This is a genomic window from Pseudomonas sp. LBUM1679 (assembly GCF_059695565.1).
The window spans coordinates 4,327,243-4,338,944 of the sequence record NZ_CP166774.1 but is presented as its reverse complement, the minus strand read 5'-3'; the positions used below and the strand labels follow the sequence as shown (position 1 = coordinate 4,338,944).

14 protein-coding genes are annotated in these 11,702 nt (G+C 60.9%); 9 read left to right on the top strand and 5 right to left on the bottom strand.

The genetic code is table 11. The features are described 5' to 3' along the window. Positions 1-79: 79 nt before the first annotated feature. The 3 genes from ACA062_RS19690 to ppnN all read right to left on the bottom strand — a co-directional run bounded on the left by ACA062_RS19690 (position 80) and on the right by ppnN (position 2,697). Positions 80-304 carry a hypothetical protein gene (locus ACA062_RS19690; protein WP_497452596.1) on the bottom strand — a complete coding sequence of 75 codons (225 nt, stop codon included), beginning with the start codon at positions 302-304 and terminating at the stop codon, positions 80-82. A gap of 117 nt (positions 305-421) precedes the next feature. Beyond that, on the bottom strand, positions 422-1,162 hold the full coding sequence (locus tag ACA062_RS19685) for a response regulator (RefSeq protein ID WP_497452595.1): 741 nt from the start codon (positions 1,160-1,162) through the stop codon (positions 422-424). A 161-nt stretch (positions 1,163-1,323) separates the two neighbouring features. Next, positions 1,324-2,697, bottom strand: a complete 1,374-nt coding sequence (ppnN, locus tag ACA062_RS19680; protein ID WP_497452594.1) for a nucleotide 5'-monophosphate nucleosidase PpnN — start codon at positions 2,695-2,697, stop codon at positions 1,324-1,326. Positions 2,698-2,913: 216 nt separating this feature from the next. On the opposite strand from ppnN, the gene ACA062_RS19675 reads away from it, so the two are divergent. Both ACA062_RS19675 and ACA062_RS19670 read left to right on the top strand, forming a co-directional pair. Continuing rightward, entirely contained in the window at positions 2,914-3,441 is a 528-nt protein-coding gene (locus ACA062_RS19675; RefSeq protein ID WP_497452593.1) for a DUF3087 domain-containing protein, read from the top strand. A gap of 100 nt (positions 3,442-3,541) precedes the next feature. After that, positions 3,542-5,119, top strand: coding sequence for a sensor domain-containing diguanylate cyclase (locus ACA062_RS19670; protein WP_497452592.1), 1,578 nt, complete (start codon positions 3,542-3,544; stop codon positions 5,117-5,119). Positions 5,120-5,125: 6 nt separating this feature from the next. On the opposite strand, the gene ACA062_RS19665 is transcribed toward ACA062_RS19670, so the two are convergent. Further along, positions 5,126-5,497 (bottom strand): DUF2784 domain-containing protein, encoded by a 372-nt coding sequence (locus ACA062_RS19665; RefSeq protein ID WP_497452591.1) that lies wholly within the window; start codon positions 5,495-5,497, stop codon positions 5,126-5,128. Between the two features lie 159 nt (positions 5,498-5,656). On the opposite strand from ACA062_RS19665, the gene ACA062_RS19660 reads away from it, so the two are divergent. The 4 genes from ACA062_RS19660 (at position 5,657) to ACA062_RS19645 (ending at position 7,986) form a co-directional block, all read left to right on the top strand. Beyond that, positions 5,657-6,355 (top strand): AzlC family ABC transporter permease, encoded by a 699-nt coding sequence (locus ACA062_RS19660; protein ID WP_497452590.1) that lies wholly within the window; start codon positions 5,657-5,659, stop codon positions 6,353-6,355. After that, positions 6,355-6,666 (top strand): AzlD domain-containing protein, encoded by a 312-nt coding sequence (locus ACA062_RS19655; RefSeq protein ID WP_497457458.1) that lies wholly within the window; start codon positions 6,355-6,357, stop codon positions 6,664-6,666. The genes ACA062_RS19660 and ACA062_RS19655 overlap by 1 nt, the downstream gene beginning before the upstream one ends. Positions 6,667-6,732: 66 nt before the next feature. Next, the gene (locus ACA062_RS19650) at positions 6,733-6,888 is read left to right on the top strand and encodes a hypothetical protein (RefSeq protein WP_497452589.1); all 156 of its coding nucleotides are present in this window, start codon (positions 6,733-6,735) and stop codon (positions 6,886-6,888) included. 198 nt (positions 6,889-7,086) lie between these two features. Beyond that, positions 7,087-7,986 (top strand): polysaccharide deacetylase family protein, encoded by a 900-nt coding sequence (locus tag ACA062_RS19645; protein WP_497452588.1) that lies wholly within the window; start codon positions 7,087-7,089, stop codon positions 7,984-7,986. A 204-nt stretch (positions 7,987-8,190) separates the two neighbouring features. On the opposite strand, the gene ACA062_RS19640 is transcribed toward ACA062_RS19645, so the two are convergent. Continuing rightward, on the bottom strand, positions 8,191-9,075 hold the full coding sequence (locus ACA062_RS19640; protein ID WP_154853372.1) for a LysR family transcriptional regulator: 885 nt from the start codon (positions 9,073-9,075) through the stop codon (positions 8,191-8,193). 127 nt (positions 9,076-9,202) lie between these two features. Here ACA062_RS19640 and ACA062_RS19635 point away from each other — a divergent pair, with 127 nt between their 5' ends. From ACA062_RS19635 to catA, 3 genes are read left to right on the top strand one after another with little or no spacing between them, the layout of a single operon-like run. After that, entirely contained in the window at positions 9,203-10,351 is a 1,149-nt protein-coding gene (locus ACA062_RS19635; protein WP_497457457.1) for a muconate cycloisomerase family protein, read from the top strand. Between the two features lie 10 nt (positions 10,352-10,361). Then, positions 10,362-10,652 (top strand): muconolactone Delta-isomerase, encoded by a 291-nt coding sequence (gene catC / locus ACA062_RS19630; protein ID WP_497435497.1) that lies wholly within the window; start codon positions 10,362-10,364, stop codon positions 10,650-10,652. A gap of 51 nt (positions 10,653-10,703) precedes the next feature. Then, positions 10,704-11,633, top strand: coding sequence for a catechol 1,2-dioxygenase (gene catA, locus ACA062_RS19625; protein ID WP_497452587.1), 930 nt, complete (start codon positions 10,704-10,706; stop codon positions 11,631-11,633). The last annotated feature ends 69 nt before the right edge of the window (positions 11,634-11,702 follow it).

The window sequence follows — 11,702 nt, the reverse complement described above, 5'->3', positions numbered from 1 at the left end:
TATGTATCGCCTGAATGGACGCTTTCGCTGGCAAGCCAGCTCCTACGGGGGGCTGTCTCACGCATTACAGCGCCGTTGATCAATAACGCTGATACTTCGAACCAAACTCGGGACGGTTTTCCGCGACGTAGAGTTTGCCCTTTTGATTGTCGTTGTGGTCGATGCCAACGGTGTTCACCTTCAACAATGCCGGTTGGCTGACTTTAGCCGCCGCATCGACTGTCGAAGTGGCGTGCGGAGCCGCAATGGCGGATGTAGCGCCAAGTACCGACAGGGCAAAACCAAGACCGATGATGCTTTTCATGATGTGCTCCAGAAGAGTGGGGAGAAGATGTCGCCACTGTAGAGCTGGGGCACTGCGATGAAAAAACACCCTGACGCATAGTCTTTATCGAGAACATTGATCCGTCGTCAGCCAGGCTCATGACTGCGCGCCGAGCAATTCCACCGGGTAGGAGAACACATAGCCTTCGCTGCGCACGGTCTTGATGTAGGTCGATTCCCGGGAATCATCCTTCAGCCGCTGGCGCAAACGGCTGACCAGCAAATCGATGGAGCGGTCGAACAGGTCGGCTTCGCGGCCCTGGGTCAGGTTCAGCAACTGGTCGCGGCTGAGGACCCGTTGCGGGTGGTCGAGGAACACCCGCAGCAGGCGATATTCGGCACCGCTGAGGGCGACCAGGGTGCCGTCTTCGTCGAGCAGGTGGCGGGCGGTGGTGTCCAGGCGCCAGCGGCCGAAGCGCAGCAGCCGGCCGCTTTCGGTGATCAGCAGATTGGGCGGCAGCATCCGCGTGCGGCGCAGCACGGCATTGATCCGCGCCAACAGTTCGCGGGCGGCGAAGGGTTTGGTCAAATAATCGTCGGCGCCCATTTCCAGGCCGAGGATGCGATCGGTTTCATCATTACGGGCGGTGAGCATGAGGATCGGCGTGGCCTTGTGCTTGCCCGAGCGCAACTCGCGGCACAGCAGCAGGCCGTCATCGCCGGGCATCATGATGTCGAGCACGATCAGGTCCACGGTGTTGGCGTCGAGAAAGCTGCGCATCTGCCGGCCATCGGCGACCACGGTGGTGCGCAGGCCGTTTTTCTTCAGGTAATTGCCAACCAGTTCCCGGATCTCGCGATCGTCGTCGACGATCAGGATGTGGTTCACATGGTCCATCGCTCAACCCTCTTGTCATTCGCACGTTGCGCATTCCAGGGAGCTGCGTCGCGGTTGTATGCCAGCCTTATATCCCACTGTATCTGGCGCCCGTAGGCAGCCCGGTAGGTAGTTGTGGCGAGGAAGCAAGCTCCCTCACCACAGTTTTTACTTGAGCAATGTTACGCAACCACTTGATAACACGGAACATAAGCCGCGCCACCCGGCAATTTCATCCGGTGCTGGGCGACAAACGCCTTGAGCAGTTGATCGAGCGGTTGCATGACCGCCGCATCGCCACGGATCTGGTACGGCCCGTGCTCTTCTATCAGGCGGATGCCCTTGTCCTTGACGTTGCCGGCGACGATGCCGGAGAACGCCCGGCGCAGGTTCGCGGCCAGTTCGTGGGCGGGCAGGTCGCGGCTCAGTTGCAGGTTGGCCATGTTTTCGTGGGTCGGATCGAACGGACGCTGGAAGCCTTCGTCGATCTTCAGCAGCCAGTTGAAATGGAAGGCGTCGTTGCGTTCGCGGCGGAACTGTTTCACCGCCTTGAGGCCCTGGGTCATCTGGCGCGCCACTTCGGCCGGGTCGTCGATGATGATCTCGTAGTGTTGCTTGGCGCCTTCACCCAGCGTGGCCCCAACAAACGAATCAAGCTGTTCCAGGTACGGCGCCGCGTGTTTCGGCCCGGTGAGGATGACCGGGAAGGGCAGGCCCGCGTTGTCCGGGTGCATCAGGATGCCCAGCAGGTACAGGAACTCTTCGGCGGTGCCGGCGCCGCCGGGGAAGATGATGATGCCGTGGCCGACACGGACGAAGGCTTCCAGGCGCTTTTCGATGTCCGGCAGGATCACCAGTTCGTTGACGATCGGGTTCGGCGCTTCCGCGGCGATGATGCCGGGTTCGGTCAGGCCGAGGTAACGTCCGCCATGGATCCGTTGCTTGGCGTGGGCGATGGTCGCGCCTTTCATCGGGCCTTTCATCACGCCGGGGCCGCAACCGGTGCAGATGTCCAGGCTGCGCAGGCCCAGTTCGTGGCCGACTTCCTTGGTGTATTTGTATTCTTCGGTGTTGATCGAGTGGCCGCCCCAGCACACCACGATCTTCGGCTCGATGCCGGGGCGCAGGGTGCGGGCGTTGCGCAGCAGGTGGAAGACGTAGTCGCTGATGCCCTGGGAGGTGCTCAGGTCGATGCGCTGGGCGTCGAGTTCATTTTCGGTGTAGACGATGTCGCGCAGGGCGCTGAAGAGCATTTCCCGGGTGCTGGCGATCATTTCGCCATCGACGAAGGCGTTGGCCGGCGCGTTCAGCAGCTCGAGGCGAACGCCACGGTCCTGCTGGTGAATGCGGATTTCGAAGTCCTTGTAGGCTTCGAGAATGGTCTTGGCGTTATCAACATGGGCGCCGGTATTGAGGATGGCCAGGGCGCACTGGCGGAAGAGGGTGTAGGTGCTGCCGGATCCGGCTTCGCTCAGTTGCTGTACTTCACGTTGAGATAGGGTTTCCAGGCTGCCTTTGGGGCTGACCGAGGCGTTGATTACATGTCGTTGGGTCATTCAATGATCCTTAAAACGATGTCATCCACCCCGACAGGGGCAAATGGCATCCGAATAGTATGCATCCATAAAAGAAGATGGCACGAACTGCGCTGGATCGCCATGTTCCCGTTTGACGATAAAAAGATGATAAGAAACCCCAGCATAGCTAAATCCCTCGCAGAGGCGATAATGCCCCGCAGACTTTTTGCCCATGTCCGAAGGAAACCCGACGCAATGTTCGAAATCCAGCCGAAGAATGCCGCCACCTATCGGCAGCAGACGCGCCGCAGCACGGTGATCATCGCCCTGATCTTCCTGGCGCTGGCGATGGTGTTGTCCACCGCGGCGGTGGCGCTGTTCGGCGAGCCTGGCGGGGACAATTTGCGATTCAATGTCGGGGGCGTGTTTGTGGCGGTGCTGCTGATGGTCGCGTTGATGCGCGGCACCTTCTGGACCCAGGAATGGATGGCGCCGGCCGTCTATGGCTGGCAGCTCAAGCGCAGCCTGATGAGCATCACCAACGTCATGCACCAGGTCACGGCAGCCGTGGAGCAGGGGGACCCGAGCGCGATGAAGCTGTTGCGCTTTTACCATCTCGGCCTGAGCCAGATGCATGAGCTGGATGGTAATTCCAGTGACCACAGCCAGCTGACGCGTGAGATGGATCAACACAAGGCGCGGATGGAAGCGCTGGGCATCGACACCGAACAGACCCGGTTGAATCCGGCCTGGATCGAGACGGTGAAGCAGGCATCGAAGTAACCAGGGGCTGGGCGAAATCCGTATCATAGTGAACGGAGCAATCGGTTAAAACCACGGCGACCGGGATGGGGCGCCGGTTCATCAGGATTCAGGGAGCGTCATGGGGCAGCCGTCCGTTAAAGATCGAATCGAACAATCGCGCCACGGCGTGGCGCTGGTCGCCGAGCAGTCAGTGACCCGCCTCAAGGTGCGCTCTGTGGTGTTTCTGCTGCTCGCGGTGTGCCTGTCCATGACCGCCATCGTGATCTGGGAAGCCTGGAACTCGCGCCAGTACCACCTGCATGACAAGGAAGTGGCGATGTCCAACCTTGCGCAGACCCTGGCCTCGCAAGCGCAGGCATCGATCAAGCAGGCCGATACCCTGTTGTTTACGCTGGTCGACCGCCTTGAAAACGACGGTATGACCCAGGGCCAGGTGCCAAGGCTGGAGCGTTTGCTCACGGCCCAGCGCAGTGAGCTGAGCCAGCTTCATGGCTTGTTCGTCTATGACGAGCAAGGGCGCTGGATTGCCAATTCCAACGGCGCCGTCATGCCCGGCGCGAACAATGCCGACCGCGAGTATTTCATCTTCCATCGTGATCATGCCGATCGAGGACCGCACATTGGCCCGTCGATCAAGAGTCGTTCCACCCGTGAATGGATCATGACGGTGTCGCGTCGGGTCAATCATCCCGATGGCAGCTTCGCCGGCGTGGCGCTGGCAACCCTCTATCTCAGTCATTTCCTTACGCTCTACGACAGTATCGACATGGGCAGTAACGGCGTGATCAACCTGATCGCCGACGACGCCAGCATCGTCGTCCGCCGGCCGTTCAAGGAGGCTGAAGTCGGCACCAGCGTCGCCAAGGGGCCGCTGTTCACGCAATTGCTGCCCAAGGGCGATTCAGGCACCGCAACGGTCACTTCCTATGTGGATGGCGTCGAGCGGGTGGTCGGATTTCGCAGGGTCGACGGTTATCCGCTGATCATCTTTGCTGCGCTGGATAAAGAGGAAGTGTTGGCCGGCTGGCGTGAGCAGGTGCTGCTGAGTGCGGGCATCGTTTCGTTGTTCCTCGGGTTTCTGCTGGTGTTCGGTTTTCGCCTGATTCGCCTGATGAAGCAGCAGAATCACGTCCAGAACGTCTTGCTCGATGCCCAGGAAAAGCTGATCGAGGTCAACCGCAGCCTTGAATTGCTGGCGCTGGAGGATGCACTGACCGGGTTGTCCAACCGGCGTCAATTCGATCTGTTCATTCTTGCCGAAATGGGCCGAGCCAGACGCAGCCAGACCCACCTCGCACTGCTGATAATCGATGTCGATCACTTCAAGCGCTTTAATGACCTTTACGGCCACGTGGCCGGCGATGAGACTTTGCGCAGCATCAGCAGGATCATCAGTGACCACATCAAGTGTCCCGGTGACCTGGCAGCGCGGTATGGCGGTGAAGAGTTTACGGTGGTGCTGCCTGGCACCGACTATGTGGGCGCGTTTCTGGTGGCGGAAAAAATCCGTCGCGCGGTGCAGCAGGCCGGCATCACCCACAGCGAGGGCGTAGAGGGCACGGTCACCGTCAGCCTGGGGGTCTGCGCCTACAACCCGGCCTCTCAGGATCAGCCCAATGATCTGGTCAGCGCGGCGGACAAGGCGCTTTATGTCGCCAAGGCCAGCGGCCGGAACATGAGCGTGATTGCCAATTGAGTGTCATTACACCCGACGCAACTTCCACACTCTGATCAGCCAAATATAGACCAGCACATTGATCACCAGCACCACACTACCCAGCCCCAGCTGAATCGCCGGCGTCAGGCCGGCCGGGTAAATGACCGGCAACAGGTAATGTTCGATGAAACCGCCACCATAGCCGGTTTGCCCGGCCCCGTGGCGCATGAGGTTTTCCCAGTCGGTCAGCGGGCAGGGCAGGTGGAAGACCTCCACCGAAACGCCCCACACGGCCGCGGGCAGATGCCACCAGATCAAATGGCGCCATTTGAGCGCCAGCAGGCCGCCGAACAGCGCGAACAGAATGAACAGCAGGTGAAACAGCACCAGCCCGTCGGCGGCGATTCGGTAAAGCATGTCGACACCCAAGAGTGTTATGCCAATGGCGCCATGGTACTCGGGCGGGTGACAGAGGCGAACAATCGGCGCCGGTTACGTGCAAGTGCGCAAGATTGTTCAAGCCATCAGGCGCGGGTACTGGCACAGTCTGGAGTCTTTCCCTGGTTGTAGAGCGTTATGTCCAACTCACTCATGCCGCGCAGCGCCTTTCTTCGCGGCGCCGTGGCAATCATGCCGTTGTCCCTGGCGACCGCGCCCTGGGGACTGCTGGCCGGCTCCATGGCCATCGAAGCCAATCTCACACCCCTGCAAGGCCAGGGCTTGTCGAGCATCGTGTTTGCCGGTGCGGCGCAACTGGTGGCCATCGGCATGCTCAAGGGCGGTGCCGGGATCTTTTCGATTCTGCTGACCACTGTGCTACTGACCTCCCAGCATCTGCTGTACGGGATGAGTCTGCGGTCGGTGATTTCGCCGCTGCCGGGTCGCTGGCGAGCGGGTCTGGGCTTTTTGCTCACTGACGAACTGTTCGCCCTGACCAGTGCGCATGACAAACAGCAGTTCAACCGCTGGTACGCCCTGGGCGTCGGCCTGACGTTTTACCTCGCCTGGAACCTCTTCACCCTCGCCGGCATCGTGCTGGGCAGCAGCATTCCGGGCCTGGAGCACCTGGGGCTGGACTTCTCCATCGCGGCGACTTTTATCGCCCTGATCACGCCGGTGGTGCGCAACGTGCCGACCGTGGTGTGCGTGGCGGTTTCGCTGTTCTGCTCGGTGCTGTTCAGCCATTGGCAATGGGGTTCGGCGCTGGTGCTGGCGGGGTTGGCTGGCATGACGGCCGGCTTTGTCTGCAACAAACTTTATGGGGGTCGCACATGATGGTCTGGGCGGTGATTGTCGGCATGGGGATTCTGGTGTTCCTCAACCGCTACGTGTTTCTCGAACCCCGGTTGCCGCTGCGCCTGAGCAGTAATGCCCGGCAGTTCCTCGGTTTTGCGGTGCCGGGCATGCTGACGGCGATCTGCGGGCCGATCGTGTTCATGCCGGACAAACAGTTGAACCTGCACTGGGACAATCCTTACCTGATCAGTTCGCTGGTGGCGGTGGGGCTGGTGCTCTACACCCGCAACACCTTGCTCAGCATGCTGTTGAGCATGGGCTTCTTCTTTTTGCTGCGCGGGTGGCTCTGAACCGGGTGTTCGAAACTGTTCTACGCTTAACGTTGATGACCGATCCCTTCAGGAAGAGAGGTGAGCATGGCAACTGACCAAAAGCGTCCGGATGATGAAGACATGGATGAACCGACCGAAGAAGAACTCGAGCGGCAGCGGCGTTCATCGCCGACCTGGAAGCACCCCGATGACGGTAAAGAATTGTCGGATCGTGACATGGAGTTTCCTTTAAAGCCCTGAGCAGAAATCAACATCAAAAGATCGCAGCCTGCGGCAGCTCCTACATTGGTTCCTGTAGGAGCTGCCGCAGGCTGCGATCTTTTGATTTTCCGGTTGGCATCAGGGTCTATCGCGGCATCGGAGCCAAATCCTGTGTACCCTGATCCAACCTGCGCCCGCACGGACGTGTGGGCGCAACAGTCTGGCCCAAGGCAAAACATGAAACAGCTGGTCAAGGTTTTATCGGCGTTCGCCATCGCAGTCGGTCTGCTGGGGTGCATCGCTTCTCCCATCGACATGACGCCGCAGACCGAGCAACGTCTGCGGGCGCAACCGCCAATCCGTTTTCTGCTGACCTTCGACGACGGTCCCAGCGCATCGAGTTGGTGGAATCCCACCGTGACCGTGCTCGACAGCCTGGCGCGCAATCCGCTGCAAGCGGACATCAAGGCGGTGTTCTTCGTGCAGACCCGCGCCTCACGGGCCGGCGGCAGCGAGTTGGGGCGCGAAATCATGCAGCGCGAACAGGCCGAAGGCCACATTCTGGGCTTGCACACCGCCACGCCCGGGCACAGCAATCATCGCTCGCTGGACGGGCCAGCACTGCAGCAGTCGCTCAGCAACGGCAGCGCCGATATTGCCGCGATCTCCGGAGCGCCACCGACCCTGCTGCGTCCGCCATTCTGGAGCTACGACAAGCGCACCTTCGCGGCTTATCGGCAACAGGGCCTGCATCTGTTGCTCACCGACCTGAGCGCGAATGACGGCAAGATCTGGGGTTTCAACGCCAGCCCCCGGCGACGGGCGAACATGCTGCGGCAACTGTCCGAAGTCCGCGAGCGTATCGCGCGAGGCGAGCTGCCGACGGTGGACGGCGTGATTCCGGTGGTGGTGACGTTCCACGATCTCAATCGCTACACCGCCCGGCATACCCGGGAGTACTTGCAGATCCTCCTCGACAGCGCCAGCGCCACCGGAGTGAAGTTGGCGCAGAAGCCGTTTTACGACGATACGGCAGCACTGCAACGAGCCGCCATGGCCCGCACCGTTCGCGACAGTTCGCAGGCGGTCAAACTGCCGGGCATCTGGAACTGGCTCTGGAATGGCAACCCCCATTGAAGCACGCTGCGCGCTTACTGTAGGAGCTGGCTTGCCAGCGAAGGACGTCAACGATAACGCGCTATTCCTGAATCAACGCGGTGTCCTTGAGTGCATCGCTGGCAAGCCAGCTCCTACATGGGCGATGGCGACCTGACGACCGACCCATCCATTTCGGCCCTACTGGATTCCCCTTAAGACGCATGCGCCTGTCGCATCGCCACTTCATGCCGTCGGCAACAGCTCCTCGATCATCCCCAGGCAATGATTCAACCCCGGCGAGACGTCGCCAACACGCCGGCTGAGGATGATCGGCGAGGTGGCGTTGTCTTCCAGCAGCGGGGTGAAGCCAATGTCGTCGCGGTGCAGCAATTGCACCGAGGCCGGCACCAGCGTGACCCCGATGCCAGCGCCCACCAACCCGATGGCGGTTTGCAGTTCATTGGTCCATTGCGCCACATGGATGCTCACGCCATAGGATTCGAACAAGGCGATCACATGGTCGGCATAGCTCGGCCGCGGGTTGCCGGGGTACAGCACAAAGGGCTCCTTCGCCAGTTCGCGCAGGCTGATCGGCCCGGCCAGCAACGGGTGGCCGGCGGGCAGGGCGGCGACCAGCCGGTCTTCGGTCAACACGGTCTGGATGATGGCCGGGTCGTCGATACGGATCCGCCCGAAGCCGATATCGATGCGCCCGGCCTTGAGCGCCTGCACCTGTTGCAGGGTGGTCATTTCCGAGAGCCCGAGCTCAAGTTCCAGGGGCTCGCCGCTGCGCAACCGGCGAATCAGCTCGGGCAGGACGCCGTAGAGGGTCGAAGGCGCAAAGCCGATGCCCAGCCAGGTCTTTTCGCCCAGACCGATCCGCCGCGTGTTGTCGCACACCTTGGCCAGCTGTTCGAGCAGGGCGCTGGAGTGCTCATGGAAAAACCGCCCGGCGTCGGTCAGCTTCAGCGGCCGCCCGCGCTCCAGCAACATGACCCCCAGTTCGTCTTCCAGTTGCTGGATCTGTCGACTCAGCGGCGGTTGGGCGATGTGCAGCAGCTCGGCGGCACGGGTGAAGTTGAGGGTTTTGGCCAATACCTGAAAGTAACGCAGGTGACGCAGTTCCATGGAGCCTCCCGTTGGGCAGTGGTTGAATACCTTTAAGGTATCAAGCCAGACCAATTCTATATTGGCCGCCCGGAAAAAGCCGTACGAGAATCCAGATCAGAACTTCAAGAACCTGACGGGTATCGACATGCTTGCAACAGCCATTGAATCGATCGAGACGATCATCGTCGATCTGCCGACCATCCGCCCGCACAAGCTGGCGATGCACACCATGCAGAACCAGACGCTGGTGATCATTCGTGTGCGCTGCGCCGACGGCATCGAAGGCATCGGCGAATCCACCACCATCGGTGGCCTGGCGTACGGCAACGAAAGCCCTGAAAGCATCAAGACCAACATCGATCAACACTTCGCGCCGCTATTGCTGGGGCAGGACGCCAGCAACGTGAACGCCGCGATGTTGCGTCTGGAGCGCAGCATTCGCGGCAACACCTTCGCCAAGTCCGGCATCGAAACCGCTTTGCTCGATGCCCAGGGCAAGCGCCTTGGCCTGCCAGTCAGCGAATTGCTCGGCGGCCGCGTGCGCGATTCCCTGCCAGTGGCCTGGACCCTGGCCAGTGGCGACACCGCCAGGGACATCGCCGAAGCGGAACAAATGCTCGACCTGCGCCGCCACCGGATCTTCAAGCTGAAAATCGGCGCCGGTGAAGTCAACCGCGACCTGGCCCACGTCATCGCGATCAAGAAAGCCCTGGGGGATCGCGCCAGCGTGCGGGTCGATGTCAATCAGGCCTGGGATGAAGCGGTGGCATTGCGTGCCTGCCGGATCCTGGGCACCAACGGCATCGACCTGATCGAACAACCGATTTCGCGCAACAACCGCGCCGGCATGGCGCGCCTGAATGCCATGAGCCCGGCGCCGATCATGGCCGATGAGTCGATCGAGTGCGTGGAGGATGCCTTCAACCTGGCGCGAGAAGGTGCGGCGTCGGTGTTCGCCCTGAAGATCGCCAAGAATGGTGGCCCTCGTGCCGTGTTGCGCACCGCGGCCATCGCCGAAGCGGCCGGTATCGGCCTGTATGGCGGCACCATGCTTGAAGGTGGCGTCGGCACCCTGGCCTCGGCCCATGCCTTTGTCACCCTGAACAAACTGGCCTGGGACACCGAGCTGTTCGGTCCATTGCTGCTGACCGAGGACATTCTCGGCGAGCCGCTGGTCTATCGCGACTTTGAACTGCACGTGCCGAAAACACCGGGCCTGGGCCTGAGCCTGGATGAAGAGCGCCTGGCGTTTTTCCGTCGCGACAAATCATCCACTGTCCTTCATCACGCCTGAGGAGTGCATCATGCTGTTCCACGTAAAAATGACCGTGAACCTGCCGGTCGATATGAATCCCGAAAGCGCCGCCAGGCTCAAGGCTGACGAAAAAGCCCTGGCCCAACGCCTGCAAGAGCAGGGCAAGTGGCGGCACCTGTGGCGCATCGCCGGGCTGTATGCCAATTACAGCGTGTTCGATGTCGACAGCGTTCAGGAACTGCACGATCTGCTGATGCAACTGCCGCTGTACCCGTACATGGCGATCGAAGTCACCGCGATGTGCCGGCATCCTTCGTCGATTCGCGAAGATGACCGCTGAACCCAGCCTGTTCAGTTCGCTACGCTTATAATTACAAGATGAGGAACCACCATGAACGTCAAGATTTCCCACACTGCCAGTGCCCAGAAGTTTCTCGAAGAGGCCAGCGGTCTGCTCAACGACGCCGGCAACCCGCGGGTCAAGACCCTGGTCTACCGCATCCTGCGTGATTCGGTGAATATCATCGAAGACCTGGCGGTAACGCCGGAAGAGTTCTGGAAAGCGGTCAACTACCTCAACGTGCTGGGTGCGCGTCAGGAGGCAGGATTGCTGGTGGCCGGGATCGGCCTCGAGCATTATCTCGACCTGCTGATGGACGCCGAAGACGAGCAGGCCGGCAAGGCTGGCGGCACCCCGCGCACCATCGAAGGGCCGCTGTACGTAGCGGGTGCACCGCTGTCGGAAGGCGAAGCACGCCTGGATGACGGCGTCGATCCGGGTGTGGTGCTGTTCATGCAGGGCCAGGTCAAGAACACCGCCGGCGAACCCCTGGCCGGTGCGGTGGTGGATGTCTGGCACGCCAACACCGGCGGCACCTACTCTTACTTCGATACCACGCAGTCGGAGTTCAACCTGCGTCGGCGCATCGTCACCGATGCCGAAGGTCGCTATCGCTTTCGCAGCATCGTGCCGTCGGGCTATGGTTGCCCGCCGGACGGTCCGACCCAGCAGCTGCTCGATCAACTGGGCCGTCATGGCCAGCGGCCGGCGCATGTGCACTTCTTCATTTCCGCGCCGGACCATCGCCACCTGACCACCCAGATCAACCTCGATGGCGATCAATACCTGCATGACGATTTTGCCTATGCCACCCGTGATGAGCTGATCGCCAAAATCACCTTCAGCGACGATCAAGCGCGAGCAGCGGCCCATGGCGTAAGCGGTCGTTTTGCCGAAATCGACTTCGATTTCACTTTGCAGACCTCCGCACAACCCGATGAACAGCAGCGTCACGAGCGGGTTCGCGCACTCGAGGACTGATATCCTCGAACAATGGGCCCGGGCTGTGAGATAACCTGTGGGTTCCATCTGTGGGAGCGAGCTTGCTCG

Coding starts and splice junctions, on each gene's coding strand:
- ppnN (WP_497452594.1), bottom strand. CDS start 2,697: ATGACCCAACGACATGTAATCAACGCCTCGGTCAGCCCCAAAGGCAGC.
- ACA062_RS19665 (WP_497452591.1), bottom strand. CDS start 5,497: ATGCTTTACCGAATCGCCGCCGACGGGCTGGTGCTGTTTCACCTGCTG.
- ACA062_RS19660 (WP_497452590.1), top strand. CDS start 5,657: ATGTCCAACTCACTCATGCCGCGCAGCGCCTTTCTTCGCGGCGCCGTG.
- catC (WP_497435497.1), top strand. CDS start 10,362: ATGCTGTTCCACGTAAAAATGACCGTGAACCTGCCGGTCGATATGAAT.
- catA (WP_497452587.1), top strand. CDS start 10,704: ATGAACGTCAAGATTTCCCACACTGCCAGTGCCCAGAAGTTTCTCGAA.
- ACA062_RS19670 (WP_497452592.1), top strand. CDS start 3,542: ATGGGGCAGCCGTCCGTTAAAGATCGAATCGAACAATCGCGCCACGGC.
- ACA062_RS19650 (WP_497452589.1), top strand. CDS start 6,733: ATGGCAACTGACCAAAAGCGTCCGGATGATGAAGACATGGATGAACCG.
- ACA062_RS19685 (WP_497452595.1), bottom strand. CDS start 1,162: ATGGACCATGTGAACCACATCCTGATCGTCGACGACGATCGCGAGATC.
- ACA062_RS19635 (WP_497457457.1), top strand. CDS start 9,203: ATGCTTGCAACAGCCATTGAATCGATCGAGACGATCATCGTCGATCTG.
- ACA062_RS19640 (WP_154853372.1), bottom strand. CDS start 9,075: ATGGAACTGCGTCACCTGCGTTACTTTCAGGTATTGGCCAAAACCCTC.
- ACA062_RS19675 (WP_497452593.1), top strand. CDS start 2,914: ATGTTCGAAATCCAGCCGAAGAATGCCGCCACCTATCGGCAGCAGACG.
- ACA062_RS19655 (WP_497457458.1), top strand. CDS start 6,355: ATGGTCTGGGCGGTGATTGTCGGCATGGGGATTCTGGTGTTCCTCAAC.
- ACA062_RS19645 (WP_497452588.1), top strand. CDS start 7,087: ATGAAACAGCTGGTCAAGGTTTTATCGGCGTTCGCCATCGCAGTCGGT.
- ACA062_RS19690 (WP_497452596.1), bottom strand. CDS start 304: ATGAAAAGCATCATCGGTCTTGGTTTTGCCCTGTCGGTACTTGGCGCT.